We start from the raw sequence: 25554 nt of genomic DNA, 5'->3' as shown, positions 1-25554 counted from the left end.
CTAGGAGAATTCCTCGAAATCCGAATTTGAGGTTATGAAACGACTCAATCTCGTGAGCGAATCACTGGAGGATTTCTTGAGAAAGCATTCCCAAACGATCGCAACCCTCCAGCCTAAGGCACGCAGCTCACACTGAACTCGTTTATCTCGAGCTCGATTGCCCTCGAGCTTTTCAAGCCAGAACTCCGGCCGAGTTGCCGGAGTTGCTGCGTAACGGCAACCAGTATGGCGATGCCAAAAGCATCCATGTACTAGAATCACGACGCGATATCGAGGCAAAACCACGTCAGGCTTGCCAGGCAAGCTGCGATCATGCAACCGATATCGAAATCCTGATGCGTGCAGGAACTTTCTCACCTGAATTTCCGGACGGGTGTCCTTGCCTCGAATAGAAGACATCATTAATGATCGCTTCGATTTCTGCACCACATCAACCATGAGATATTCCGAAGTTAAATATTGACCACTCCAGCACCCAAAGACTGATTAAGCCTACCCCTGATCTGCTCGTATAAATCCAGCTTCATCCTACCCATAAACTCATTCTTGTAAGCCGACGGAGAAAAACCAACAAGCTCATCAAGCTCCAATTGAAAATCCGCATTTGAGATAAGATCCCTGTACTTAACCTCATTTATACTGAATCTCAGATATGTACTGGCAACAAATCTATCCACGAGCGACTCAAGCATTTCATACCTCTCTTTAATTGCAAAAGTCGAAATAGATTCAGAAGCAGCCGCGCCCCCACGACCAAACACATTCACGCGCCAGCCCTTCGCCCCCTTAGTTCTGCTTCTCAAGTACTTATCGATGTCAATCTCAAAGAATATGGATTCCGTGCTTCCATATGGATGGAGATGTTCAACATCGAAAAAATCCATCGCCCCCTTCAGCGAGCTATTGCAAGATTGGCACGAGGGAACCAAGTTGTACAAAGATAGCGCCAAAAAAGGAAACCTATACTTCGGGTAAAAATGATCCAAGGTAGGCCTGAAGGCGCCAGAGCCATCTCGAAATACTGTCATTGCAAGCGATTGCTGACAATACGGACACATGTCGTACTTGAATTCCTTACACAGTGCATAAGCGTCCCAAGCGCTTGGTCGCTTCCTGCAGAATGCTGAATAGCTCAATACACTTTCAATTTTGGCATTAATTCTTTCAGCCACGGACTCTGATCGATTCGCCATGATAATCTGAAAATCATCAATGCAGCTTCTTATCTCGCAGACGTCACCCACAGAAATTGCACGCTTATTTCTACTTACGAATTCACTCAAATACCGGCAACCCCAAGGCACATCTTCTCTAAACTCACCATCCAAGAGATCGCTAACATATTCCTGGTGCCGCCGGATAGCATAATCAGACCAAGCATCATCAATTGATATTATCACTGCGCCGCCTCGAGATAAAAGATTTCACGATTGGATCATCCAACTGATCAATCAAGTAGTGATCGCGCGGCCTCAAAAATTTCCTCTTAACTAGCCCCTTCATGCTCCTTGCAGCAAAGGTACCTACAGTTCCCGCCCCCGCGGCGCTCTCTATGATTAATTCCAATGGCGCACCGAACGACTTTTGACATCCAAAATCCCCCTGCCCAAGATTAATCAGAAAGTCTCTAGGAAAATCGGACATCAACACAGGGGAGTGAGATGCCAACACAACCTGTACAGAGTCAAACCCCTCCATCTCTTTCCCGATAAATCTATTGAGATAGTCAACATATCGTTGCTGCCAAGCAATATGAAGGAACGCATCGCCCTCATCGATCATTAGAATTAGATTAGAAATCCCATTCGAACGAAGCTCACCAATAGCCGAGCTTAGTTTGAAGAACTGCCTCACGAGCGCTTCAGCCCCCGAGCTAAGCCCAGAGAGCTCAAATGAAAGAATCTCTCCAAATTGGCGTTCCAAGTGACTGCGCCGCTTATCAGTTATTGCCACGCCTCTTTTTGCAACCTTAGGCCCTAGTTTTTTGAATATCTCGATGAACTTCTTGAAGTCAGGAAGAACATCTTCGACATCTTGGCCTCCACGCAAAGTTGCCTTCCAGAAGCGTCTAGCCACCACGATTCGCTTGCGTCCGCGCAGAGAGCCGTGCGCAATAGCGGCAAGAATAGCGTTCGAATAATCAGGCCCATAAGCTTTTCGAAGATAGTTCCGGATCGTGGTTCGAAGACTGCTTTGAGCATCAAGCATATCTTGCTGACGCGCATCGATCTCCTCGTCAGTTACGCCGTCGTACGATCGCCAACGATGGGACCTTTCTACGTAGTCTTTGAATCTTGAACCAAAAAGCTCTGCGAACTCAGAACTATAGTCTGTTGGAAACTCCATTGCAGCAGCAAAGAGTGCGTCGAGCCCCCGCTCCATCGGCACGGCGAGGCGTGCCACGATTGAATTTGAGAATCGAAACTCACGCGACAGAGTAGCTACAACTTTGGGATCTGCCTTGAACTTTCTGTCAGCCCCCTCAAGCAGTTTGAACCTCTTTCCGGAACGTGGAAATCTAGAGCGCGCAACCGGAGCTGGCGTGAAGTAAATTACCCCGTATTTACTTAGGTCGACACCAGCTTCCAGGTCAGATTCGTTCTTGTCGCGAATAGCTTCGCACAACCTGGATAGAAACTCGGTTTTTCCTGACCCATTCGCACCTATGAGAAGCGACATGGAATGGGCGTTGAAGATGTTCCACCCTTGCCCAGTTCGCACATTGAGAGGCAGTAGATTGAAAATTTTCCCTTCATACGTAAAAGCGTAGATCACTTGGCAAAGCTCCTTCTTTTAGCCAAAAAGAAGGGCGACTCATTGGCCGCCCTCCTCTCTAGTCAGATCGTCAATCAAACCCCAACAGGGTTAGCCTTCTCCGGATCAATCTTGTACTGCTTGATCGCCCGGGCCACATCCTTCGCGGTCATCTTCCCTTCCTTCGCCAGCGCCGCAATCGCGGCATGCGCGATGTAGTACCGGTCCACCTCAAAGAACCGGCGCAGGTTCGCACGCGTATCCGAACGGCCGAAACCATCCGTACCCAGCACCGTATAAGACATCGGCACGAACGCACGGATCTGGTCCGCATACGCACGCACGTAGTCGGTAGCGGCAATCGCCGGGCCCTGGCGGCCTTCCAGCAGCTGGGTCACGTAGGCCTTGCGCTGCTCACCTTCCGGATGCAGGCGGTTGGCACGTTCCACGTCGAAACCATCGCGGCGCAGTTCGTTGAAGCTCGGGCAGGACCAGATGTCGGCAGTCACGCCGAAGTCCTTGTCCAGCAGCTCGGCGGCAGCAATGGCTTCGCGCAGGATGGTGCCCGAGCCCAGCAGCTGCACGCGCAGCTCGCCCTTCTTCGGCTTGCCGGCGTCGGTCAGCAGGTACATGCCCTTGACGATGCCTTCGGCCGCGCCTTCCGGCATGTCCGGGTGGCTGTAGTTCTCGTTCATCAGGGTGACGTAGTAGTACTCGTCCACCTGGTCTTCCATCATGCGCTTGGTGCCGTGCTGCAGGATCACCGTCACTTCGTAGCCGAAGGTCGGGTCGTAGCTGCGCACGTTCGGGATGCCACCGGCCACCAGGTGGCTGAAGCCATCTTCGTGCTGCAGGCCTTCACCGTTCAGCGTGGTGCGGCCGGCGGTGCCGCCCAGCAGGAAGCCGCGGGTACGCATGTCCGCCGCCTGCCAGGCCAGGTCGCCCACGCGCTGGAAGCCGAACATCGAGTAGTAGATGTAGAACGGCAGCATCGGCACGTTGCTGACCGAGTAGCTGGTACCGGCGGCCATCCACGAGCTGATCGCACCCGGCTCGCTGATGCCCTGCTGCAGCACCTGGCCGCTCTGGTCTTCGCGGTAGAACATCAGCTGGTCGGCATCAACCGGCTTGTACTTCTGGCCGAACGGCGCGTAGATGCCGATCTGGCGGAACAGGCCTTCCATGCCGAAGGTGCGGGCTTCGTCGGCCACGATCGGCACGATGTGCGGGCCCAGCTCCTTGTCGCGCAGGGTGATGTTCAGGCTCTGCACGAACGCCATGGTGGTGGAGTAGCTGCGCTCGCCGCTGCTCTTCAGCAGGCGCTCGTAGGCTTCCAGCTTCGGCGCCACGAAGGTCTTGTCGGCCTTGCGGCGGCGCTGCGGCAGGTAACCGCCCAGGGCGGCACGGCGTTCCTGCAGGTACTGCACTTCCGGCGAATCCGGGCCCGGGTGGTAGAACGGCACCTGGCCGTCGGCCAGCTGCGCGTCGGTCACCGGAATGTTGAAGCGGTCGCGGAAGTGGCGCACCGCTTCGTCGTCCAGCTTCTTGGTCTGGTGGGTCGGGTTCAGCGCTTCACCGGCGCTGCCCATGCCGTAACCCTTCACGGTCTTGGCCAGGATGACGGTCGGCATGCCCTTGGTGTTCACGGCCTGGTGGTAGGCGGCGTACACCTTGTGCGGGTCGTGGCCACCACGGTTCAGGCGCCAGATGTCGTCGTCGCTCAGGCCGGCGACCATCGCAGCGGTTTCCGGGTACTTGCCGAAGAAATGCTCGCGGGTATACGCGCCGCCGAAGGCCTTGCAGTTCTGGTATTCGCCGTCGACGGTTTCCATCATCAGCTTCTTCAGGACGCCGTTGGTGTCCTTGGCCAGCAGGGCATCCCAGTAACCGCCCCACAGCAGCTTGATCACGTTCCAGCCGCCGCCACGGAACACGCCTTCCAGTTCCTGGATGATCTTGCCGTTGCCGCGCACCGGGCCGTCCAGGCGCTGCAGGTTGCAGTTCACCACGAAGATCAGGTTGTCCAGGCCTTCACGGCCGGCCAGCGCGATGGCACCCAGGGTTTCCGGTTCGTCGCTCTCGCCGTCGCCGATGAAGCACCACACCTTGCGGTCGGACTTCTCGATCAGGCCACGGTTTTCCAGGTAGCGCATGAACTGCGCCTGGTAGATGGCGGCCAGCGGGCCCAGGCCCATCGACACGGTCGGGGTCTGCCAGTAGTCCGGCATCAGCCACGGGTGCGGGTACGAGGACAGGCCACCGCCGTCCACTTCCATGCGGAACTTGTCCAGCTGCTCTTCGCTGATGCGGCCTTCCAGGAAGGAACGCGCGTAGATGCCCGGGGCGCTGTGGCCCTGGATGAACAGCAGGTCGCCCGGGTGGTTTTCGCTCGGGGCGCGCCAGAAGTGGTTGAAGCCCACGTCGTACAGGGTGGCGCCGGAGGCGAACGAGGCGATGTGGCCGCCCAGGTCACCCGGCTTGCGGTTGGCGCGCACCACCGTGGCCATCGCGTTCCAGCGGATGATCGAACGGATGCGCCATTCCAGCTCGGCGTTGCCCGGGCTCTTGGCCTCGAACTGCGGTTCGATGGTATTGACGTATTCGGTGGTGGGAGAGAACGGCAGGTAGGCGCCCGAACGACGGGTCAGTTCCACCATGCCTTCCAGCAGCTGATGCGCGCGCTCGGAGCCCTCGACATCAATAACGGCCTTCAACGACTCGATCCACTCCTGGGTTTCCACAGGATTCGGGTCGTTGTTCAGCACCTCGTTCAACCAGTTCATTAGCGCTCCCATAACCGCACGCACGCGCGCGACTGTTGTATAGATTTCTAGACCGCAAAGTGTAGCGCACCAAGGGCTTTCGTCACTTGGCTACGCTGGCGTATGGATGCATGCGGCCAGTGTCCGCAAGGCATGTCCCGCCCTGTCCAGCAGCAGGACAGGCCCCTGTTTCCGGCCGCTACGGCCTCTTGCGGCCGGCGCCCCGCTGTCGCATCAGGCCCGCTGCGTCCATGTGCAGGACGCACTGTTACTGCTGCCGATGACGCTTCTGGGGCAGGTTTGGTGTCGGGGTCGGCCGCTTCCGGCGCCGGGCACTGAACCAGCGGCAACATGCCGCATCCGGCACTGGAAGTGCGCCGCTGGCGGCCGCAGGGTAGAGACCGAGTGCTGGCCCCAAGGCCCCGCTCCCTTCCACAGTTGCTGCCGGGGCGCCCTGCGAAGGGCGCCCCGTTTCTGCGCGCGCCGCCCGCCGTGGCCCAAAACAGACCCGCTTGTGGCCGGATCGAGTGTTGTCGCTTTCGACATATCGATATATCGTTTGCACACTCGTTTACCGATATATCGAAATGAGCCGTTCCCCTTCTCCCCGAGCCCGTTCCACCGATCCGGCGGTGCCCCGCCGCAACGGCCAGCCACGCGTGCTGAGCCGCGGTGACCTGCGCCTGCTGGTGCTGGCCCTGATCGGCGAGCAGCCGCGCCATGGCTACGAGCTGATGCAGCTGATCAGCAACCAGTTCATGCAGGCCTATACGCCCAGCGCCGGCACCATGTACCCGCTGCTGGCCAGCTTCGAGCAGGCCGGCTGGATCGAGGCCGAGGAAGTGGACGGCAAGCGGATCTTCCGCATCACCGCCGCTGGCGAGTTCGAGCTGAAGGTGCAGCGCACCCAGGTGCGGCTGGCGCAGCGGCGTGCCTTCGACCGAGCCCGCGAGATCACCAAGGCTTCGCTGCCGCCGACGCTGGCCGCGGCCCTGCGCGAGTTCAAGCGGGCGCTGGTGCATCACCACGGCCGCTGGGCCGAGGGTGAGGCGGACGAAGTGGCGGCGCTGCTGACGCGGGCCTCGGCCCTGCTCAACGGTACGGCCGGTAGCGAGCAACCACCGATTTCAACGACCCAGCCAGACTGACGCCAGCCAGGTCTCCCCTACGCCGCGCGCCCCCGCGCGACACCTTTACAGGTAACCCCCATGACCGAACACAACAACACGCGCCTGCGCCTGGATGTGCGCTTCCGTGAACTGACCGTGCTGCGCACCGAAGAGGTCACCCCGCACATGCGCCGCATCGTGCTGGGTGGCGACGACCTGGCCGGCTTCGATTCGCCCGGCGCCGACGACCACATCAAGCTGTTCTTCCCCAACGCTGCGGGCGAGATGGTGCTGCCGGTGCTGACCGCCGAAGGCCGCAGCTACCCGGACGGCAAGGTGCCTTCGCCCTCGCGCGACTACACCCCGCGCTGGTGGGACCACGAAGCCGGCGAGCTGGCCATCGACTTCGTGCTGCACGACCAGGGCGTGGCCGGACCATGGGCCGAACGCGCACAGCCGGGCGACATGCTGGTGATCGGCGGTCCGCGCGGCTCGTTCGTGGTGGCCGACACTTACGACGCCTACGTGCTGATCGGCGATGAAACCGCGCTGCCGGCCATCGCCCGTTGGCTGGACGTGCTGCCGGACGGTGCCGAGGTGCAGGCCTTCATTGAAGTGCGCGACGAGGACGAGCGCCAGGACCTGCCGCAGTACGAGAACGTGCGCATCCACTGGCTGGAGCGCAACGGCTTCCCGGCGGCCAGCAGTACGCTGCTGGAAGACATGCTGACCGACTTCGAGGCCCCGGACGGCGATGTCTTCTACTGGATCGCCACCGAATCGCGCCGCGCGCGGATGATGCGCAAGTTCATCGAAGGCCACCTGGGCGTGCCGCGCGACTGGATTCGTTCCACCGGCTACTGGAAGGCGCATCCGGACGAAACCGACGGCGATTGACCGGGCAGCCGGTGGGTGCGGACCCTGCTTGGTGGGTGCGGACCGTTGGTCCGCACGCCTTTGACTGTGTAGAGCCGAGCCCATGCTCGGCTGCTCTTCGTTCCGCGATCGGCGAACCCTCGCGCTGCGCGCGATGAGCCGAGCGTGGGCTCGGCTCTACAGGTATTCCGCCGCCCGATTCAACGCATCAGCCGGCAAGCAATGCGACAATCGCGCTCCTTTCCTGCAGCAACGAGGCCCACATGGCCAAGCTGACCCTGGCCAGCGTGGATGCGCTGCGTACCCGCTTCACCGATGACGCCGCCTGCGACGCGGCGCTGGCCGCCTTCGCCGACACCGTTGCACTGCGCACGCCGCTGCGCGAACTGGTGGAAGCACAGCACCGCTACCTGCAGGCCGAGTTCGAAGTGGCGCAGGTGGCCGATGTGCTGCGCCGCGACCAGAAATACGCGCCGGTGGGCCGGCCTTCGGTGCATATCGTGCAGCTACGCAAGCAGCAGGCTGCCACCAAGCAGGCGGCGTTGATCGCCCGCCAGGTGGTGGCGCAGGCCGCGCAGACGTTCGTGCGGGTGAGCGGGCTGGCGGTGAAGGCCAAGCAGAGCCCGAGCGAAGCGTGCGTGGCATGGTTGGGCGCGTTGCGCTGAGCGCGCCGCGCACGATGTGATGGAACCGGCCAGCGCGTGATGGAACCGGCCAGCGGTAGAGTCGACTGTTAGTCGACTCGCGCGCGCAGCGCGGGGTTTTGGCATCCTGCGGAGAGCAGTCGACTAACAGTCGACTCTACCAAAGCGGCTTTCCGCGCAGTGCAGGCTTTCCGCGCAGTGCGGAGTTTCCGGGCGCCATCGACGCGGATCGCATTCGCAAAAAGAAGGCCCGCTTTTCAGCGGGCCTTCTGCCTTCTCACGACGAGTGAGTGGGGTGCATCAGGCCGCCGGCTTTTCGCCGGTGGCTTCGGTGGTGATGCGGATCTTCACTTCATCGCTGACGTTCGGGGCGTAGGCGCCGACGCCGAAATCGCTGCGCTTCAGGGTGGTGGTGGCATCGAAGCCGGCGGCCGGAACCTTGGCCATCGGGTGCTCGCCGCCGCCGTTGACGGTGACGTCCAGGGTGACCGGCTTGGTGATGCCCTTGATGGTCAGGTCGCCGGTGACGGTCAGCTTGTTGGTGCCGGCCGCTTCCACCTTGGTGCTCTTGAAGGTGGCATCGGCGAACTTGGCGGCGTCGAAGAAGTCGGCGCTCTTCAGGTGCTCGTCGAACTTGGCGGTGAAGCTGTTCAGGCCGCTCAGCGGCAGCTTCACTTCCACGGTGGACTTGGTCACGTCTTCGGCGTTGTACACCAGGGTGCCTTCAACGTTGCCGAAGTGCGCGCTGGGGTTGGAGAAGCCGAAGTGGCTCCACTGGGCCAGCACGTCGGTGTGGCTCGGGTCCAGCTTGTAGGTGCCCGAGGCGATCTTGATCGCTTCGGCGGCCGGCGCGGCAGCAGCGGCATCGGCGGCCGGGGTGGCGGCCTGCTCGGTGGTGGCCGGGGCGGCGGCATCGGCAGCCGGGGCAGCGGTGTCGGCCGGCTTGGAGCAGGCGGCGATGGCCAGGGTCAGGGCCAGCGGCAGCAGCAGTTTACGGGTGGCGCTCATCTGAGGAACTCTCCGGATCGTAGGGTGGGTACACGGTGCAGCAATGGCCCGCCGCGGGACAGCGGGCCCGAAACCGATACAGCGACTTACGCGATGCGCGCCGCTTCGTCGAACGACAGGCGCGGCAGGCGCGGGAACAGGCCCGCCGGATCACCGTAACCCAGGTTGACCAGGAAATTCGACTTGATGGAGGTGCCGGCGAAGAAGGCTTCGTCGACCTTGGCCGGGTCGAAGCCGGACATCGGGCCGGCATCCAGGCCCAGCGCGCGCGCAGCCAGGATCAGGTAGGCGCCCTGCAGGCTGCCGTTGCGGATGGCGGCTTCGTGGCGGCCTTCCTGCGGGCCATCGAACCAGGCCTTGGCATCGGTGTGCGGGAACAGGTACGGCAGCTTCTCGTGGAAGTCCAGGTCGAAACCGATGATGACGGTGACCGGCGCAGCCATGGTCTTGGCCAGGTTGCCTTCGGACAGCGCCGGGGCCAGCTTGTCCTTGGCCTCCTTCGAGGTGACGAAGACGAAGCGCGCCGGCGTGGTGTTGGCCGCGGTGGGGCCCCACTTCACCAGGTCGTACAGTTCCTTCAGCAGGCTCTCGGGGACCGGCTTGTCGAGGAAGGCGTTCTGGGTGCGGGCCGTACGGAACAGCTGATCAAGGGCGGCGGCGTCGAGCGCGTGGGACATCGGTGGATCTCCAGGGCGGCGAAAGGAAGTCAGTGCCCGCGGGCGGCGCGGGGCGAAACGACGAGCCGCAGTGTAGAGTGTCGCGACTGTTGCAACACCCAGCAGGGCTGAAACGAATTAATGCCAATGGTGAAACGATCGAGCGCGCCATGGACGGTCACCGACGGCCGTGCGGGCAATGTCCGCCAGGCGGTCGCGCTGGCCTCGGCACTGCGCCAGGGCACCCACCGACCGCTGCTCCTGCAACCGCGCGCACCCTGGCGCTGGCTGTCGCCGCGGCGCCTGCCCGGCGATGTGAATGGCTATGGCGAGGCCTTCGCGACACTGGCTGCCGAGGCCCCGGCGCTGGCGATCGGCTGTGGCCGCCAGGCCGCCGGTGCCCTGCGCGTGCTGCGCGCACGCGGCAGCCAGGTGGTGCAGATCCTCGACCCGCGCATCAGCGCCCGCCATTGGGACGTGGTGGTGGTGCCCGAACACGATGCCCTGCGTGGCAGCAACGTGCTCACCCTGCTCGGCAGCCTCAACCCGGTGGACGACGACTGGCTGGCCTGGGGCCGCGCCGCGTTCGCCGGCTTCAGCACCCTGCCCGGCCCGCGCACCGCACTGCTGGTCGGTGGGCCGACGCCGCTGGCACCGTGGGACGAGACCGCGATGGTCGGCGTATTCCAGGCGCTGGCCGAGCAGATCCGCAATGAAGGCGGCAGCCTGCTGGCAACCACCTCGCGACGCACGCCGCCGGCCCTGGCCGAGATCCTGCGCGCGAAGTTCGCCAACCTGCCGCACGTGATCTGGGGCGATGGTGGCGACGGTACCAATCCCTATGGTGGCCTGCTCGGCTGGGCCAACCGCGTGGTGGTCTCGCCCGATTCGGTGAACCTGCTCTCTGAAGCCTGCGCCACGCGCATGCCGGTGATGGTGGCGCTGGCCGAGACCGCGCAGGGCCGGCTGGCCCGCTTCCAGCAGCAGCTGCGCGAACGCGGGCGCCTGCAGCCGCACTGGCTGGATTGGCAGTACGACCGCATCGAACCACTGCGCGAGACTGCGCGGGTGGCCGCGGAAGTGAAAGCGCGGCTTGGCTTTTCGCAAGAGCCCGGGAAAACAGCGAAGGAGTTGTAGAGTCGACTGTTAGTCGACTGCTGTTGGCGATACCGCTGAAAACCCCGCGCTGCGCGCGATAGTCGACTAACAGTCGACTCTACCGCGCAGCGGCCCAAGCCCCGCGACGTGGCATGGCCCGCCGTTACCCGATCGCCCAGCATTTTCTGAACATTTCGATCCGACTGTGCGGTTAGAGTCCAGCTTCCCCCATCACGCTGAACGTCTTCATGCGCACCCTGCTCCTGCTGCCGCTGGCCCTGCTCGCTGCCTGCTCCACCGCGCCCACTGAACTGGACCCCATTTCCTACCAGTGCCAGCAGCAGCTGGACGCGTATCGCGAACAACCGGCCTTGCGCGATCCGAAGACTGGCGAGCGCCCGCCGCTGCCGATCGCGCCGATCAGCGATGCCTGCGACAGGGAACTCCAGCGCAAGGGCGTGGATCGCCCGCTGCGCTGAGCAGCGTATGATCGGCGCGCGGGCCTGCCCGCCGCTGAAGGTACCGACATGGATCGTTTTGCCCGCCTGCTCCGTGCCGCGCTGCTGATCGCCAGCCTGCTGGCGACCGCACCGGCCTGGGCCGACAGCACCGCCTGCCGCGAGCGCTACCCGAGCGTGGCGTCGCAGGCGGCGATGCTGGACGTGGCCTGGACCACCGCCGAACGCCTGGACGCGCTGCCCGATGTGGACGTGGTGGTGGCCGCGCGCGGTGGCCAGGACCTGAGCCGCTACGGCCTGCGCCACAGCCACCTGGCCTTCCTGCTGCGCGAGGACGACGGCCGCTGGCGCGCGATGCACCTGCTCAACCGCTGCAAGACCGACAGCTCGCAGCTGTACCACGAGGGCCTCGGCAACTTCGTCGGCGAGAGCGGCGGCCATACCGACCTGCGCATCGGCGTGCCGTCGGCCCCCTTGCGTGCAGCGCTGCGCGCGATGCTGGTGCCGCCCTCGATCCAGCCCAAGGCGCTGCACGAAACCAGTTACAACGTGGTCGCCTACCCGTTCGCCACCGACTACCAGAACTCCAACCAGTGGGTGCTGGAGGTGCTGGCGGCGGCGATGGCGCAGGCCGAAGGCGCGCCGGCCATCGTCAAGCGCGAACAGGCACAGCAGTGGCTGCGCCAGCAGAAGTACCAGCCCAGCGTGCTGCATATCGGCCTCGGCAAGCGCGTGGGTGCGCGCCTGTTCGTAGCCAACGCCACCACCACCGACCATCCAGCCGGCGAACGCATCTCCGGCAACTATTCGGTGGTGACGGTGGAATCGGTGTTCGACTTCCTGCACCAGCGCAGCCAGCTGCAGCAGGAACTGGTGATCCCCCATGTGCCGGTGGCCGGTGCCACTGCCGCCACGCCCTGAATCCCGCAAGGAGAACGACATGCGTCCGCTGCTTACCTCTGTGTTGTCGATGGTGATCGTCACCGGCCTGGCCTGGTCCACGGCCGCCCACGCCGAACGCCGCATCGTGATCATCCACGACCCGGGTCCGCAGGGACCAAGCCTGGAAATGTCCACGCAGATGGTGGCCTCGGCCCGCGCTGCAGCGGCCAAGGAAGCGCAGGATGCCGCCGACGCCGGCCAGCCGCTGGCCCGCCCGCAGCAGATCAAGCTGCCGCAGATGGAGGTGAGTGCCATCTCCACTACCGTGGATGGCCGCCGCGAAGTGCTGCTGCGTGATGCCAACGATCCGCAGAACACCGCATCGATGCAGTATCCGCGCGGCGTCGGCGACCCGGCCGTGCAGTTCACCGTGGGCCAGACCGTGAATTTCGAGCCAACCGGCAACGACCAGGGCTGGCAGCTGAAGGACAACCAGGGCCGCCCGCTGGAGTACCTGCCCGAGGCCACCGGCCCGCGCGATATCTTCGATACCCGGCGCTGAGCCGCCGTCTCCCCCCCTGACCAGGAGGTCTCCATGTTCCGTTGCCTGCGCGTTCCCGCTTCTGCATTGCTGCTCTCCGTGCTGCTGGTGCCCACCGTCCATGCCGGCGCCGCGCCGCAGTTGAACAGCAGCGAGGCCAGCGTGCTGATCACCTCGCTGATCGTGGTCTCGGTGCCGCTCGCTGCATCGGCGGGCCTGTCCGAACTGTCCAAGGCGCCGTTCAAGGCCAGCGAACGCAACGGCCGGGCCACGCGCACCAAGGCAGTGCCGCTGCCGCCGATGGAGGTGAAGAAGGTGGAGACCACGCCGGAGGGCGAGCGCCAGGTACAGCTGCAGGTGCCCGACAAGGCCGATCAGACCGCCACCCTGCGCTGGCCGGCGCGCGTACATGAAGACCAGACGGCGGCCTTCGTGGTCGGCCAGCGGGTGCATTTCGAGCCCACCGAGGCAGGTGCCGGCTGGACCGTGAAGAGCGCGCAGGGCCAGGCCCTGGCTTACGTCCCCACCGCCTACGCCGCCGGTGACGTGATGAGTGAAGCGCTGTAAAGCTGAACGACCGTTTTTGGTTTTGCCACGGCCGGGGCGGATAATGGGTGATCCCCTTTCTCCCTCTGGCTCGCCATGTCCGTGCGTCCTGCCCCTCTGTTTGCCCCGCTGACCCCGCGCGCCCTGGTGCTGGCGGTACTGGCGATGGGCGCGGTGGTGCTGCTGTCCAACGTGCTGGTGCAGTACCCGATCAACGATTGGCTGACCTGGGGTGCCTTCAGTTATCCGGTCGCGTTCCTGGTCAGCAACCTGATCAACCGCCGCTTCGGCCCGGGCCCGGCGCGCCGCGTGGCGTGGATCGGCTTCGCGGTGGCGGTGTTGTTGTCGATCTGGGTGGCCACCCCGCGCATCGCCATTGCCTCCTGCTCGGCGTTCATCGTGGCCCAGCTGCTGGACATCACCGTGTTCGACCGCCTGCGCCGTGGCAGCTGGTGGCGCGCACCGATGGTGGCCACCACCTGCAGCGCGACGGTGGACACCACCATTTTCTGGTCGATCGCGTTTGCCGGCTCCGCGCTGCCGTGGGTGAGCTGGGCCGCCGGCGACCTGGCAGTGAAGCTGGCGATCGGCGTGTGCCTGCTGGCCCCGTTCCGCGCGCTGCTGTGGAAGATGGCGCCGCTGCGCGCCACCAGCTGAACGCACATGCTCTGGTAGGTGCCAACCTTGGATGGCACATGAGCACGGTAGGTGCCGACCGTTGGTCGGCACGCTCCATCAGAGTTCATCACCGCTGACAGATTGTGCCGACCAACGGTCGGCACCTACCAACAGCGGATCATCCCCGGGCAATTGTTCTAATGGGTGCACCCATCACCCGAACGGCAACGCCGCCGCTCTGCACGCCGCCGTAATCGCCGCACACGCGTCTTCAATCGCGGGCGTGGTCGGTGCCAGTCGCGGGCGACGGTCCAGCGTGCAGGCCAGGCCCACGTCGAGCAGCGTGGCATGCGCGCCATGCAGTGCTTGCGCAGTGTCTTCCGGCAGGAAACCGGCAATCGCCAGCGCATCGATCAGCGACGGCGTGTCGCGTGGCTGCAGCAACGCCGCATGCTGCGCACTACGCGCCAGCACGCCGGTCTGCAGCAGGAACTCCAGGTCCACCACGCCACCGGCACCCTGTTTCAGGTCCAGCCGCGCGGCATCGCTGCGGTCCAGTTCAGTGCGCATGCGGCCGCGCATCTTCAGCACATCGGCATACAGCGTGGCCGGATCGCGCTCACGACCCAGTGTCTGTGCACGCACCTGTTCGAAATCGGCCAGCAGGCTGGCATCACCGGCCACACCGCGTGCGCGCACCAGGGCCTGGTGTTCCCAGGTCCACGCGCGTTCGCGCTGGTATTCGGTGTAGCTGGCCAACGAAGACACCAGTGAACCCTTGCCACCGTCCGGGCGCAGGCGCACGTCGATGTCGTACAGGCGCCCGGCGGCGGTGACCGCACCAAGCAGCGCCATCACCTTCTGTGCCAGCCGTGCATACCAGCGCCCCGGTTCCAGCGGACGTGCGCCATCGCTGGCCTCCACGCCAGCCGGGTTGTCGTGCAGGAACACCAGGTCCAGGTCGGAACCGAAGCCCAGCTCAAGCCCGCCGAGGCTGCCGTAGCCGATGATCGCGAAACGTCCACCGGGAATCCCGCCGTGCGCGGCGCGCATGTCCGCCTCGGCCATCGCCAGCACGGTGGTGACCACCGCCTGCGCCAGCTCGGCCAGTTGCCGCGTGCTGTCCACCGCACCCTGGCGGCCATCCAGCGTGGCCATCGCCATGCGGAAGCTGAGCGCCAGCCGCGTCTCGTTGAGCCAGCGCAGTGCGGATTCGGGGTCTTCCACCGCCAGCACCTGCTGGCACTCGGCCAGCATGCCGGACGCATCGGGCATCGGTCCGGACACGCGCACGTCCAGCAGTTCGTCCAGCAGCAGCGGGTACGCGGCCAGCCGCTCGGCCAGCAGCGCGCTGCGCGCCAGCACATCCACCAGCCGCGCCAACGCGCTCGGTTGTTCGTCCAGCAGCGCGAGATAGCTGGTCCGGCGCAGCACCGCCTGCAGCAGGCCAAGCACGCGCTTGAGCGCGGCATCGGGTTGCGGCGAGCGCGTGGCCGCATGCAGCAGCGCCGGCAGTACGCGATCCAGCCGTGCACGCGCGGCGTCGGACAGGGACTTCACGCCGGTGCCCTGGGCGAAATCGCGCAGCGACTGATCGGCGCCATTGGCATCGAGGAAACCGGCTTCCGCCAGCAACGGCGCGTTGCTGCCCTCGGGCAGGCTGCGCCAGTAGTTGGCCAGCGCGTCGGGCGCAGCCTGGCCCTTGCGCGGCGCCAGCAGCGCGGCGAATTCAGTACTGACCCGCTGCTGCTGTTCGGCCAATGCCGCGCGCAGCACGTCCCAGTCCGGGTAGCCGAGGCCGACGGCGATGCGCGCGCGGTCCAGCGCGTCGCTGGGCAGCACGTGGGTCTGCGCATCGCGCAGCATCTGCAGGCGGTTCTCCAGCCGGCGCAGGAACAGGTAGGCCTCACGCAGCGCGCTGCCATCCTCGGGCGCGATCTGTCCCGCGGCCACCAGCGCGTCCAGTGCCACCAGCAGGCGGCGCTCGCGCAGCGCCGGCTCACGGCCACCGCGGATCAGCTGCAACGCCTGGCACAGGAACTCGATTTCGCGGATGCCACCGGCGCCACGCTTGATGTCCTCGTGCAGCTCGCGGCGCGCGACTTCGGCGGTGATCGCCGCCTTCATCTCGCGCAGGCCATCGAGCGCAGTGAAATCCAGGTAGCGGCGGTACACGAACGGGCGCAGGGTCTGCAGCCACGCTTCACCGGCCTCGATATCACCGGCGACCGCGCGCGCCTTCAGCCACGCATAGCGCTCCCAGTCGCGGCCTTCGCGCTGGAAGTACTGGTCCATCGCCGCGAACGACAGCGCGACGCGGCCGGCGCTGCCGAACGGCCGCAGGCGCAGGTCGACGCGGTGGCTGAAGCCATCGACGGTGGTTTCGTCCAGCAGCTTGGCCAGGCGCTGGCCAAGGCGGGCGAAATACTCTTCGGCGGCCAGCGCGCGCGGGCCGTCGGATTCGCCGCCGTGCGGATAGGCGTAGACCAGGTCGATATCGGAACTGAAGTTGAGCTCGCCACCGCCAAGCTTGCCGAGGCCGAACACCACCAGCTGCTGCGCGGCGCCTTCGCCATCGCGGACCACACCGTGGCGCTGGGCGAATTCCTGCTGCAGCGCGTCCAGCGCCAGCCGCAGGCAGTCCTCGGCCAGGGTGGTGGCGCCGGCCAGGGTCTGTGCCACGTCGTCCAGGCCGGTCAGGTCGCGCCAGATCAGCCGCGTCGACATGGCAGTACGCCAGCGCCGGATCTGCGCCGGCCAGTCGCTGGGCTGCAGCGGATCGAGCACCGGTGGCGGGATCGGCGGGCAGCCGGGGGTAGCCAGCTGCGCCAGCAGCGCCGGTTGCCGCACCAGGGTGTCCAGCGCGAAGTCGCTGGCCACCGCCAGTCGGGTCAGCAGCGGCAGCAGCTCGGCAGGAACGGGCTCGGGCAGGACCTGGGCCAGGCGCGCCAGGGCGCGGTCGACAAGGGGCTGCAGCGGGGCGGGCAGGTCAGCGGGGGCGAGGGTCATGGGCGGATTGTATCGACCCGGTCGGGACGCGACGGACCCGGTAGTGCCGACCGCTGGCCGGCAGATCCCAAGATTCTGCCGAAGGTTGCTGCAGTTGCCGGCCAGCGGCCGGCACTACCGATAATGGAGGCCGCGCATTCATACTGGGCGACAGGCAGTAAAAAAGCCCGCTTGCAGCGAACTGCCAGCGGGCTCTGCTCCCTCCCCCACGTCGGGATGCAGGGCCATCGTGCGGGCTGCGAAAGCACTTTGCACGCTGCACTGCAAAACAGAACCGGTGGGTATGGGTGAGCCCCTGGGGGAAAAGCCATTCCACGAAGGTAGAACCCCCCGTACGGATGAGGATGGCCGATAATCGGGATTCCCCCCAGAAACACTGTCGTCATGTCTGTTGATCGCATCGCCAACGCGCGTCTCCGTGACCGCGTGGTCTCCGCCGAGGCCGCAGCCGCGCTGATCCAGCCCGGTGAAACCGTGGCCATGAGCGGCTTTACCGGCTCCGGGTATCCCAAGGCCGTTCCCGTCGAACTGGCCCGCCGCATCGAAGCGGTGCATGCCCAGGGCAATCCCTTCCAGATCAAGCTGATGACCGGCGCCTCGACCGCGCCGGAACTCGATGGCGCGCTGGCCAAGGCCGATGGCATCGCCATGCGCATGCCGTTCCAGAGCGACCCGGATGCGCGCAACCGCATCAACGAGGGCAAGCTGGATTACATCGACATCCACCTCAGCCACGTCGCCCAGCACGTGTGGTTCGGCTTCTATGGCGAGATCGATACCGCCGTCATCGAAGTCTCGGCCATCCGCGAAGATGGTTCGCTGGTGCCCTCCACCTCGGTCGGCAACAACAAGACCTGGCTGGACCTGGCCAGGAAGGTGATCGTCGAGGTCAACGAATGGCAGCCGGCCGGCGTCGACGGCATGCACGACATCTACTACGGCACCGCGCTGCCGCCGCACCGCAAGCCGATTCCGCTGGTGAACGCCAACGACCGCATCGGCGATACCGCGCTGCGCTGCGACCCGGACAAGATCGTGGCCGTGGTGCGTACCAATGGCCCGGACCGCAACAGCCCCTTCAGCCCGATCGATGCGACCAGCGAACAGATCGCCTCGCACCTGATCGAGTTCCTCAAGCACGAGGTGAAGAAGGGCCGCCTGCCGCCGAACCTGCTGCCGCTGCAGTCGGGCGTGGGCAACATCCCCAACGCCGTGCTGGCCGGCCTGGCCAGGAGCGGTTTCCGCGACCTGGCCGCGTTCACCGAAGTGATCCAGGACGGCATGCTCGACCTGCTGCGCGACGGCGTGCTGAGCTACGCCTCGTGCACCGGCTTCGCGCTGAGCCCGCAGGCGAATGAGACGTTCAAGGAGAACATCGATTTCTACCGCGAGCGCATCATCATGCGCACGCAGGAAATCTCCAACCACCCGGAACTGGTGCGGCGCCTGGGCTGCATCGGCATGAACGGCATGATCGAGGTGGACATCTACGGCAACGTCAATTCGACGCACGTGATGGGCACCCGGATCATGAACGGCATCGGCGGTTCCGGTGACTTTGCCCGCAACGGTTTCCTGTCGGCGTTCCTGAGCCCGTCCACCGCCAAGAACGGCACCATCTCGGCGATCGTGCCGATGGCCAGCCATGTCGACCACACCGAGCACGATGTGTCGGTGATCGTCACCGAACAGGGCCTGGCCGATCTGCGCGGCCTGACCCCGCGCAAGCGCGCGCAGGTGCTGATCGACAACTGCGCGCACCCGGACTTCCGCCCGCAGCTGCAGGATTACTTCGACCGTGCCAGCCGCGAGAGCTACGGCAAGCACACCCCGCATCTGCTGCCGGAAGCGCTGTCGTGGCACCAGCGCTGGCTGGATACCGGAACGATGAAGGGCTGACCCCAGGGTCCGGACATCGGGTAGAGCCGGGCGCTGGCCGGCTTCCCCAACAGCCGGCCACCGGCCGGCTCTACAAAGGGGCCGCTCCGCAGAATCCCTGTAGAGCCGAGCCCACGCTCGGCTCCACGGCAAGCGGTTTACCCGCGCAGCGCCGCCAGCGATTCGGCCTGCAGCCGCTCGTAGATCTCGAACTCGTCGTTCACCGCCACGCCCAATGCCTGCTCGAAGGCCTCGCGGTTGGCATGCGCGGCATAGGCGCGCTGTTCTTCGCCACCCAGGTTCGACTGGAAAATGCCTGCGGCGCTGACCGGCAGGAAATCCTCGTAGACGATCGGGTCAGCCGTGGCCAGGCCGGCGGCCACCAGCACTTCAGCGGGCAGATCGGCCACGCGCTCCGGCGCGGCGCGGCCAGCGTCGGTCAGCTGGTAGCGGTAATACCCCAGGCCTTCCTGGCGCAGGGTGTCATGGTCATCCGGGAAGCTGGCGAACACCGCCTGCAGGCGCTGGCCGTAGTCGCCGCCGGTGCTGCCTTCACCACCGGCGTCGCGGGCCTGCGACAACAGCTGGTCGTACAGCGCGCGGCCCTTCGGGGTCAGCGCCAGGCCGCGTTGTTCGATCTCGCCGAAGCGCGCGGTATGCGTGCCGGCGTCACCACCTTCGGCATCCGGGAAATGAACGGCTTCTTCCAGGGCCTTGAAGCTGGTCTGGCGCAGCAGGATCGGGCAGGCACGGCGCGGCGGACCTTCGATGACCGCCTTGGCCGCCATGCCGTGCTCGATCATTGCCGCCTGCGCCGCGTCGATGTCCAGCGTGCGCGGGGTCAGGTGGTTGATGTGCGGGCCACGGAAGCTGACCACGTCGGCCACCAGCCGGTGCGCGTTGTGCAGCGCGCGGTAGGTCGGCAGGTCGACCGTGGCGTCACCATGCCAGCGGAAGGTTTCCAGTGCTTCATCGACGAAGCGCTCGGCATCGGCCTGCGACAGGCCGCCGTCACGCTCGGCCTGCTCGATCAGTGCCAGTGCGCCGTCGGTAAAGATGCGGCGGCGTGACAGGATCTTCGCCGACTCGGCACGCAGCGCTTCATCTTCGATCAGTTCCAGGCGCAGCAGCGAGGTGAACACGCGGAACGGATTCTGTGCCAGCGCCGCGCCGGTGAGTGGGCGGAACGCGGTGGAGTGCACCGGCACGCCGGCCACCGACAGGTCGTAGTAGCCGACGGGGTACATGCCCATCACCGCGAACAGGCGGCGCAGCGTCGCCAGCTCCTGCGCGGTGCCGACGCGGATCGCGCCATGACGCTCTTCATCCAGCCGCGCACGCTCGTCGTTGCGCTGCAGCTGCGCGGCCAGCGCCGGGTCATGGGCAAGCACCTGCGCGTTGATCCGCTCCACCAGTTCCACCAGCGTGCCGTACAGCGGCACTTCGGTGCGGTACATGCGGGACATGGCCTGCGCGAACAGGCGGCGGATCACATCAGGCGAAACGAAAGAGGCGCTCATCAGTCACTCGATTACGGGAACGGGGAACAGCTCGGAACCGTATTGTCGCCGGAGCGCCCGGCGGCGGCGATACGCAGAGCAACATAAGGAAACCGGTAGTGCCGGCCGCTGGCCGGCAACCTCCGGATGCCTGGAATGGTGCAGGTGCCGGCCAGCGGCCGGCACTACCGGTTGAGCTGGCGCTTCAGGGTGGCATCCAGCGTGATCGGCCGGTCCCAGTGCTGGTAGCTGGCCACGATGGCATGGCGCACAGCCCGGTAGTGCAGATTGTCCGGCTTGGTGGGCATGCGCTTGACCACCGCCTCCCAGCCGCCCTCCGGGTCCTGGCTGAAGGCACGCACGCTGTCGCGGCAGGTCTGGCCACTGGCCTTGGCCCAGAAGCAGGCGAAATAGATGTCTCCGGCCTGCCAGCCGTGGGTGGTGAACAGCGCGCTGATGTAGCCGCGCGGCACGTCGGCATAGCGCGACACTTCGTCGAGGAAAGCGTCGGGGTAGCGTTCGGCGTAATGGTTGATGTCCCGCAGCTGGGCATCGACCCAGCTGTCGCCGGTGTCCACTTCGTAGGCGCTTGAGCGCTCGGCGGTCTGCTGGGCCAGCACGGTGGCCGGCGCCAACAGCAGGGACAACATCAGCGCGCGCAGTCGGTGGTTCATGCCCCGATTCTGCCGCAGCCGACGGGCCCTGTCAGGCCGCAGCGGCCTTGGCCTCGATCGCCGCCAGTGCGGCCGGCCAGTCGTGGGCGGTATCGGCAGTGACCATGCGCGGTTCGTCGTCGGCCACGCCATGCTGGGTCTCGTGGGCCCAGGTCACTGCGTACGGGGTATGCACGCCCCAGCCACCCAGGGTGACCACCGGCTCGATGTCCGAGCGCAGCGAGTTGCCGACCATCACGAAGCGCTGCATCGGCAGGTCGAATTCGGCCAGCACGCGGGCGTAGGTCTCCGGGTCCTTCTCGGAAACGATCTCGATGCGCGGGAAGAGCTCGGCCAGGTTGGCGACCTTGATCTTCGCTTCCTGGTGGAACATGTGCGTTCCGTATGCTGCTGATTTTGCAATCATTTCAGTGTACACCCCCGATGTTCCTCCCCCCTCAACAGGACCTCCCCCAATGAAGAAGATCTACCTCTTTATGCTTGCCATTCTGGCGGCGCTTGCCACGGTTCCGGCCTTCGCCAACTCCGCAACGGGTACCGTCACGGCAAACGTGCCCTCCACGTGCGAAATCATGTCAGTAGATGATGTTCATGCCGACCTGTCCCAGCACAGTGCACAACTCCAGACGGGCGGCAGTATCCAGGTCATTTGCAACAAGGACGCTGGGTATAGCATCACAACTTCGACTGTGGACGCCAACGGCCGCTTCGCAATTACCGCTGTCTCCGGCACCAGTGGCGCAACCATGGAAGTCGAGCTGCGCGAAACCGCAACTGGCAACACCTGGTCGAACAGCGACATCGTCGGCGGCACGGGTACCGGTCTGACTCAGTCCATCGGCTTCCAGCTGGTCTACAACCCCAGTGGCGGCCCGATCCCGGCATATGGCTTCTACACCGGCCCGCTGACTTTTGATCTGACCTCCACGTTCTGACGCGAGCGCCCCCTCGTCGCTTTGCCAGACTGTGCGAACGGGGAAGTCTCATAGTCTGGTGGACTCCCGGAGCAATCCGGGAGTCCTTTTGTCAGCGCGGATACAGTTGCGTGGCCGCGTCTGCCAGACGCTTGGCACGAACTGCAATCGCGTCCTCATCCCAGGTTTCGCGGGCCATCAAGTCGCCATTGAGGCTCAACACAGTGTTGGCGATCAGCAGTTGCTTTTTAGTAGCGAAGTCCTTGTTCTGGGCCTCGCGATTGACCGACAGGTTGAGCAGCGTCAGGTTCCCCAACGTGGGAATGGCTTTGGCGCGGCGGCGGATAGCCTGGTAGTGGTCCGACAGGACAGATCCCACCAACTCCTGCTGCTCGGCGGCCTGGCTCTCGGCAAACGTGGCCTTGCTGCCATCGGGCAAGGTCCAATGCTCATACCACGACCTGGGCAGGATGTGGTCGATGTCCAGATTGGACAGGTCGGGGATGGAGGGCTCTTCCGTGCGCTTGGCCAGGCGCAACCAGCCCTCCAGCTCCGTGAGCAGCATTCGGCACCGACCCGCATCCAGATTGCCGTAGTACGTGGGTGCCGTCTGGAAGGCGTGGACAAACTCGTCATCCTCAGGCCAGCGCGCCGCCGGGCTGTTCGGTGATGACGCCAGCAGGTCCTTCAAGGCTTCCCGCGTGGGCTCGCCCTTGATCCACTGACGCAGGACCGACATGAACCAGTTGTTGTAGTTCTTGGGGGTCAGGCCACAGACGGCACGACGAACGATGTACGACACGATGTCGTTGAACATCGCGGTCTTCTCGCTGTCGGGCACGTCAGCTGTCGATATGCGCAAGGCCAACGGGTGGGTGGTCGTGGTGTCGAACGGCTGGAGCCGCCGCCCGAACCGGGCCACCGGCAAGTCGCCCTTGCCTTGGATCAGTTGCAGGTAGTGCTTGCCATAGGTGTCCAGCATGTCCAACTGCTGGGTGGTGGACAGCCCTTGGGCGAAGTTCTTGAAATCGACGTACAGGCGGGCCAGGTCGCCCTCTTGCCCTGTCTGGGCGCGGATGGCCGAGAAGATCAGCCATTCCAGGCGCGGCTTGGTGATACGACCGCGCCGTTCGGCGACCTTCCAGGTGTCTTGCTCGAACTGCTTCCACTTCGCTTCATACAACGCCGCCGGATCTTCCTTGCTGCTGTCCACTGTCATGAACAGGTGGTTCCGGATCAGGTCGGTGGCATGGAGCTCGGCCCCTCGCCCATTCAAGGTCTCGAAGATGACTTGGGCGTCGTCGCCCTTCTCCAACTGGATCAGGACCACTTTCATGTCGGTCAGCACCGCCATGACCAGGGCTTCGACGGCGTCCGTCCCGCCATTGGCCTCGATCCAAGCCTTGGCCCATTCGGCGAAGTTCCAGATGGCATTGAGCGCGGGCGGGTGGACAATCCCGATACGCCGGAAGGTGCCAGCCTGGGTGAAGTGAGCGGGATACCGCGCCTGCAAGGTGGCCAGCTTGTCAGCCGTCATAGCCGACACAAACGCCTTCTGGTCGGAGAATGTTGGCCAGACCTTGAACACCTCCACCTCGGCATTGGCCATGGTAGTGGGATTGGGGTTGTCCAAGACCGCCGCCAAGTACGAGTCGTAGTCGGTGATGTTCAATTCGCGGGTGGCCAGCCGGATGCCGGCCAGGACGTACTGCAGCGTGGTCAGGCGCTGCTGGCCGTCGATGATGTGGAGGGTATCCACACCCCGCAGGCCCACCTTCTCTTGGGGCTCGACCACGATGGCGCCCAGGAAGTGCGGTGCAGGCTGGGTGTTGGCCAGCCGCTCCTCGGCCTTGTCCTTGATATCAGCCCAGAGCAAGGGCCACTGCTTCTCCAAAGTCCAGACGTAGGCCCGCTGGTAGAACGGCACCTTGTACTGCTTCCGATCCTGGAACACCTGCTGGATCGTCCAAGTCTCCGACTTCATTCCCCGCTCCGATCTCCCCCTGACGACCCATTATGCCCGGGGGAAACGGGCCCACGCCATTCCGGATTTGCGAGCCAGCCGACAGGCCCAGGGGTTGCCGAAATCGGCTTTCCAGCCATGCTGGAATTACCCTCCCCGTTCCAGTTCAGCCATGCCTCAGAACGAGAATGAAGAACAAACCTTTGACGTTGAGCAACAACTATTCGCCAGCCTCAGCCTGAGCGCGTGTCTGTTATCCCTCGGTACATTGGGACTTCTTGGCGTCACTGGCTTGACCGCTCTGGTTGTGTCTCTGGTGCTCGGCGCGGTAGCAGGTGCCACTGGAGCCCTGTTGATCTGCTCTCTATGCCGCCCTCCAATGGATGCGTTTGAACTCCAGACTTGGTTCTGGGACCACGTCCCTACAATAAATCGTTGGCTGGTTCGGTATGACCGCTATAAGTTTGATCGAGACCCCAGGTACCCAGCCAACATTTTTTGGAGCCCGAACGCCGCCGTGACCGCCCACCTTGTGAAGGCCGGGGCAGATGCCAACTATCGCGGCTTGGGAGGCGTGACCCCCTACATGTGGCACGCACCGTCGAACAAGCCAAGGTACTTCTGGACGCTGGCGCGGACTTGAACGCCAGAGACGAGCGCGGCCGAACGCCACTTTTCCGTACTCACACCACGATCCGAATCGACGATATGGACGCGTTTGGCGGCCCTTCGATCGAGAACGAAGTAAAGGCAAAGGACGCAAATCTCCAGCATGCCAGCGCCATCGCACAACTGTTGCTTGATCGCGGAGCCGACCCCTTCGCCAAGGACAACGAAGGCTGCATGTCCACGATCGATGTGGTCTGCGAAGCGCGTCGGAACGCACTTTCCTCGATCGCCCAGCAGGCCAGGCCTCAGGGCAGCGCGAACGGACTGCCTGAGCCACGGAGGGCAATGTGATGAGCCGCCTCAAGAGAACCACGACAGTGAATTCCCTTCGCTTTACAGCACGAGCAAGCGAAACCCATACCCGGTACATGTCCAACGAGGAGGTCAAGAAGCTGGCGCGCAAGGATTTGACCAGGATTGACCAGCAGATCGCTGAACTGGAAGCCGAGGAGATTGGCTTGATGAGAGCCTTGGACGAAGCAATATTCCGCCGGAAGGAGTTGGAACGGAAGCGTGCACCTGTTCTTCAAGCACGTTCCATCGATCTGTCCACCCGCTACACCTACAGCGACACCCGTCCTGGTATCGATGATCGCTTCCGCCAATGCCTCAGGGTGCCGACCTTGAAGCACGAAAAGTTCCTTCGAGACAACATAGGCGTTCATTACAGTGCTAAGCGACTGGCGAAAGCATGGAGTATTCCACCCTCACTCATACTTGAGTACTGCAGGCGCAACAGCATTGACTATGCATGGCGGGTCGCCGAGTGGGCGAGGGTCAAGAAAGAGACGCGTGCCATGGGTGTACGTGCCTCGGAACGCCACTTGAAGACAGAAGCCCTGCGAATCGTGAACGGCCAAGAACGGTCTGCGCCCACCACCATCGCCCGCGTGGTACGACGCAGGAGCCCGGCGAGGGAACGAACTTTCAAGCCCCACCTACCGCCTGCGCCTCTGGATTGATCGTGCGCTGGAATCAGCTCCAATGGTCAGCGGT

At 64.2% G+C, this 25554-nt stretch carries 23 protein-coding genes and 1 pseudogene; 13 read left to right on the top strand and 11 right to left on the bottom strand.

Annotated features, from left to right (window positions below; translation table 11 throughout):
* From AC5P65_RS03330 to aceE, 4 genes are all read right to left on the bottom strand, one after another.
* On the bottom strand, nt 1–438 hold the full coding sequence (locus AC5P65_RS03330) for a very short patch repair endonuclease (RefSeq protein WP_021202969.1): 438 nt from the start codon (nt 436–438) through the stop codon (nt 1–3).
* Nucleotides 439–452: 14 nt separating this feature from the next.
* On the bottom strand, nt 453–884 hold the full coding sequence (locus AC5P65_RS03325; protein WP_021202968.1) for a hypothetical protein: 432 nt from the start codon (nt 882–884) through the stop codon (nt 453–455).
* 499 nt (nt 885–1383) lie between these two features.
* On the bottom strand, nt 1384–2775 hold the full coding sequence (locus AC5P65_RS03320) for an AAA family ATPase (protein ID WP_495215422.1): 1392 nt from the start codon (nt 2773–2775) through the stop codon (nt 1384–1386).
* Nucleotides 2776–2849: 74 nt separating this feature from the next.
* Nucleotides 2850–5537, bottom strand: coding sequence for a pyruvate dehydrogenase (acetyl-transferring), homodimeric type (aceE, locus tag AC5P65_RS03315; RefSeq protein ID WP_180832615.1), 2688 nt, complete (start codon nt 5535–5537; stop codon nt 2850–2852).
* Nucleotides 5538–6103: 566 nt separating this feature from the next.
* Between aceE and AC5P65_RS03310 the strand changes: the two genes are divergently transcribed.
* The 3 genes from AC5P65_RS03310 to AC5P65_RS03300 all read left to right on the top strand — a co-directional run bounded on the left by AC5P65_RS03310 (nt 6104) and on the right by AC5P65_RS03300 (nt 8166).
* On the top strand, nt 6104–6664 hold the full coding sequence (locus AC5P65_RS03310; RefSeq protein ID WP_180832616.1) for a PadR family transcriptional regulator: 561 nt from the start codon (nt 6104–6106) through the stop codon (nt 6662–6664).
* A 60-nt stretch (nt 6665–6724) separates the two neighbouring features.
* Nucleotides 6725–7522 (top strand): siderophore-interacting protein, encoded by a 798-nt coding sequence (locus tag AC5P65_RS03305; protein WP_180832617.1) that lies wholly within the window; start codon nt 6725–6727, stop codon nt 7520–7522.
* A 242-nt stretch (nt 7523–7764) separates the two neighbouring features.
* Complete coding sequence (locus tag AC5P65_RS03300) at nt 7765–8166, top strand: hypothetical protein (RefSeq protein WP_164144161.1); 402 nt, start codon at nt 7765–7767, stop codon at nt 8164–8166.
* Between the two features lie 279 nt (nt 8167–8445).
* On the opposite strand, the gene AC5P65_RS03295 is transcribed toward AC5P65_RS03300, so the two are convergent.
* On the bottom strand, nt 8446–9153 hold the full coding sequence (locus AC5P65_RS03295) for a YceI family protein (protein WP_005415047.1): 708 nt from the start codon (nt 9151–9153) through the stop codon (nt 8446–8448).
* Nucleotides 9154–9239: 86 nt separating this feature from the next.
* Nucleotides 9240–9830: a malonic semialdehyde reductase gene (locus AC5P65_RS03290; RefSeq protein ID WP_005415046.1), complete on the bottom strand. Its 591-nt coding sequence runs from the start codon at nt 9828–9830 to the stop codon at nt 9240–9242.
* A 126-nt stretch (nt 9831–9956) separates the two neighbouring features.
* On the opposite strand from AC5P65_RS03290, the gene AC5P65_RS03285 reads away from it, so the two are divergent.
* The 6 genes from AC5P65_RS03285 (at nt 9957) to AC5P65_RS03260 (ending at nt 13991) form a co-directional block, all read left to right on the top strand.
* A complete protein-coding gene (locus tag AC5P65_RS03285) occupies nt 9957–10946 on the top strand; it encodes a mitochondrial fission ELM1 family protein (RefSeq protein WP_180832618.1) in 990 nt (329 codons plus the stop codon).
* A gap of 209 nt (nt 10947–11155) precedes the next feature.
* A complete protein-coding gene (locus AC5P65_RS03280; RefSeq protein ID WP_005415044.1) occupies nt 11156–11386 on the top strand; it encodes a hypothetical protein in 231 nt (76 codons plus the stop codon).
* Between the two features lie 48 nt (nt 11387–11434).
* On the top strand, nt 11435–12286 hold the full coding sequence (locus tag AC5P65_RS03275) for a DUF2145 domain-containing protein (RefSeq protein ID WP_180832619.1): 852 nt from the start codon (nt 11435–11437) through the stop codon (nt 12284–12286).
* Between the two features lie 19 nt (nt 12287–12305).
* Entirely contained in the window at nt 12306–12809 is a 504-nt protein-coding gene (locus AC5P65_RS03270) for a hypothetical protein (protein ID WP_031269949.1), read from the top strand.
* 33 nt (nt 12810–12842) lie between these two features.
* Entirely contained in the window at nt 12843–13355 is a 513-nt protein-coding gene (locus tag AC5P65_RS03265; protein ID WP_111098404.1) for a hypothetical protein, read from the top strand.
* A 75-nt stretch (nt 13356–13430) separates the two neighbouring features.
* Entirely contained in the window at nt 13431–13991 is a 561-nt protein-coding gene (locus tag AC5P65_RS03260) for a queuosine precursor transporter (protein ID WP_019662191.1), read from the top strand.
* Nucleotides 13992–14165: 174 nt separating this feature from the next.
* On the opposite strand, the gene glnE is transcribed toward AC5P65_RS03260, so the two are convergent.
* Entirely contained in the window at nt 14166–16961 is a 2796-nt protein-coding gene (gene glnE / locus AC5P65_RS03255) for a bifunctional [glutamate--ammonia ligase]-adenylyl-L-tyrosine phosphorylase/[glutamate--ammonia-ligase] adenylyltransferase (protein ID WP_180832620.1), read from the bottom strand.
* Nucleotides 16962–17345: 384 nt separating this feature from the next.
* Here glnE and scpC point away from each other — a divergent pair, with 384 nt between their 5' ends.
* On the top strand, nt 17346–18860 hold the full coding sequence (scpC, locus tag AC5P65_RS03250) for a succinyl-CoA:acetate CoA-transferase ScpC (protein ID WP_069139898.1): 1515 nt from the start codon (nt 17346–17348) through the stop codon (nt 18858–18860).
* A 137-nt stretch (nt 18861–18997) separates the two neighbouring features.
* On the opposite strand, the gene hglS is transcribed toward scpC, so the two are convergent.
* The 3 genes and pseudogenes from hglS to AC5P65_RS03235 all read right to left on the bottom strand — a co-directional run.
* Nucleotides 18998–20359 carry a 2-oxoadipate dioxygenase/decarboxylase HglS gene (gene hglS, locus AC5P65_RS03245; protein ID WP_111098406.1) on the bottom strand — a complete coding sequence of 454 codons (1362 nt, stop codon included), beginning with the start codon at nt 20357–20359 and terminating at the stop codon, nt 18998–19000.
* A gap of 164 nt (nt 20360–20523) precedes the next feature.
* Nucleotides 20524–21012 (bottom strand): hypothetical protein, encoded by a 489-nt coding sequence (locus tag AC5P65_RS03240; protein ID WP_171953326.1) that lies wholly within the window; start codon nt 21010–21012, stop codon nt 20524–20526.
* 31 nt (nt 21013–21043) lie between these two features.
* A pseudogene (locus tag AC5P65_RS03235) lies at nt 21044–21385 on the bottom strand (HAD family hydrolase); the annotation flags it as partial.
* A gap of 82 nt (nt 21386–21467) precedes the next feature.
* Here AC5P65_RS03235 and AC5P65_RS03230 point away from each other — a divergent pair.
* Entirely contained in the window at nt 21468–21947 is a 480-nt protein-coding gene (locus AC5P65_RS03230) for a Csu type fimbrial protein (RefSeq protein ID WP_329867432.1), read from the top strand.
* A 91-nt stretch (nt 21948–22038) separates the two neighbouring features.
* Here AC5P65_RS03230 and AC5P65_RS03225 read toward each other — a convergent pair whose 3' ends face one another.
* Nucleotides 22039–23910, bottom strand: coding sequence for a DUF262 domain-containing protein (locus tag AC5P65_RS03225; RefSeq protein WP_329867434.1), 1872 nt, complete (start codon nt 23908–23910; stop codon nt 22039–22041).
* 567 nt (nt 23911–24477) lie between these two features.
* Here AC5P65_RS03225 and AC5P65_RS03220 point away from each other — a divergent pair.
* Together AC5P65_RS03220 and AC5P65_RS03215 are read left to right on the top strand one after the other, a co-directional pair.
* Nucleotides 24478–24849: a hypothetical protein gene (locus AC5P65_RS03220; protein ID WP_329867436.1), complete on the top strand. Its 372-nt coding sequence runs from the start codon at nt 24478–24480 to the stop codon at nt 24847–24849.
* Nucleotides 24849–25520, top strand: a complete 672-nt coding sequence (locus tag AC5P65_RS03215) for a hypothetical protein (protein ID WP_495215421.1) — start codon at nt 24849–24851, stop codon at nt 25518–25520. Before AC5P65_RS03220 ends, AC5P65_RS03215 begins: the two co-directional genes overlap by 1 nt.
* The last annotated feature ends 34 nt before the right edge of the window (nt 25521–25554 follow it).

The sequence above is a fragment of the Stenotrophomonas sp. YJH_SMC_48-3 genome (genome assembly GCF_059369375.1).
This window is presented reverse-complemented; position numbering and strand designations above follow the sequence as displayed.

What these genes read in the sequence shown, in the direction of transcription:
- AC5P65_RS03230 (WP_329867432.1), top strand. Translation starts at nt 21,468, where the DNA reads ATGAAGAAGATCTACCTCTTTATGCTTGCCATTCTGGCGGCGCTTGCC.
- AC5P65_RS03215 (WP_495215421.1), top strand. Translation starts at nt 24,849, where the DNA reads ATGAGCCGCCTCAAGAGAACCACGACAGTGAATTCCCTTCGCTTTACA.
- AC5P65_RS03325 (WP_021202968.1), bottom strand. Translation starts at nt 884, where the DNA reads ATGGATTTTTTCGATGTTGAACATCTCCATCCATATGGAAGCACGGAA.
- scpC (WP_069139898.1), top strand. Translation starts at nt 17,346, where the DNA reads ATGTCTGTTGATCGCATCGCCAACGCGCGTCTCCGTGACCGCGTGGTC.
- AC5P65_RS03240 (WP_171953326.1), bottom strand. Translation starts at nt 21,012, where the DNA reads ATGAACCACCGACTGCGCGCGCTGATGTTGTCCCTGCTGTTGGCGCCG.
- AC5P65_RS03295 (WP_005415047.1), bottom strand. Translation starts at nt 9,153, where the DNA reads ATGAGCGCCACCCGTAAACTGCTGCTGCCGCTGGCCCTGACCCTGGCC.
- hglS (WP_111098406.1), bottom strand. Translation starts at nt 20,359, where the DNA reads ATGAGCGCCTCTTTCGTTTCGCCTGATGTGATCCGCCGCCTGTTCGCG.
- AC5P65_RS03260 (WP_019662191.1), top strand. Translation starts at nt 13,431, where the DNA reads ATGTCCGTGCGTCCTGCCCCTCTGTTTGCCCCGCTGACCCCGCGCGCC.
- AC5P65_RS03300 (WP_164144161.1), top strand. Translation starts at nt 7,765, where the DNA reads ATGGCCAAGCTGACCCTGGCCAGCGTGGATGCGCTGCGTACCCGCTTC.
- AC5P65_RS03310 (WP_180832616.1), top strand. Translation starts at nt 6,104, where the DNA reads ATGAGCCGTTCCCCTTCTCCCCGAGCCCGTTCCACCGATCCGGCGGTG.
- AC5P65_RS03270 (WP_031269949.1), top strand. Translation starts at nt 12,306, where the DNA reads ATGCGTCCGCTGCTTACCTCTGTGTTGTCGATGGTGATCGTCACCGGC.
- aceE (WP_180832615.1), bottom strand. Translation starts at nt 5,537, where the DNA reads ATGAACTGGTTGAACGAGGTGCTGAACAACGACCCGAATCCTGTGGAA.
- AC5P65_RS03290 (WP_005415046.1), bottom strand. Translation starts at nt 9,830, where the DNA reads ATGTCCCACGCGCTCGACGCCGCCGCCCTTGATCAGCTGTTCCGTACG.
- AC5P65_RS03285 (WP_180832618.1), top strand. Translation starts at nt 9,957, where the DNA reads ATGGTGAAACGATCGAGCGCGCCATGGACGGTCACCGACGGCCGTGCG.
- AC5P65_RS03265 (WP_111098404.1), top strand. Translation starts at nt 12,843, where the DNA reads ATGTTCCGTTGCCTGCGCGTTCCCGCTTCTGCATTGCTGCTCTCCGTG.
- AC5P65_RS03225 (WP_329867434.1), bottom strand. Translation starts at nt 23,910, where the DNA reads ATGAAGTCGGAGACTTGGACGATCCAGCAGGTGTTCCAGGATCGGAAG.
- AC5P65_RS03280 (WP_005415044.1), top strand. Translation starts at nt 11,156, where the DNA reads ATGCGCACCCTGCTCCTGCTGCCGCTGGCCCTGCTCGCTGCCTGCTCC.
- glnE (WP_180832620.1), bottom strand. Translation starts at nt 16,961, where the DNA reads ATGACCCTCGCCCCCGCTGACCTGCCCGCCCCGCTGCAGCCCCTTGTC.
- AC5P65_RS03305 (WP_180832617.1), top strand. Translation starts at nt 6,725, where the DNA reads ATGACCGAACACAACAACACGCGCCTGCGCCTGGATGTGCGCTTCCGT.
- AC5P65_RS03330 (WP_021202969.1), bottom strand. Translation starts at nt 438, where the DNA reads ATGGTTGATGTGGTGCAGAAATCGAAGCGATCATTAATGATGTCTTCT.
- AC5P65_RS03275 (WP_180832619.1), top strand. Translation starts at nt 11,435, where the DNA reads ATGGATCGTTTTGCCCGCCTGCTCCGTGCCGCGCTGCTGATCGCCAGC.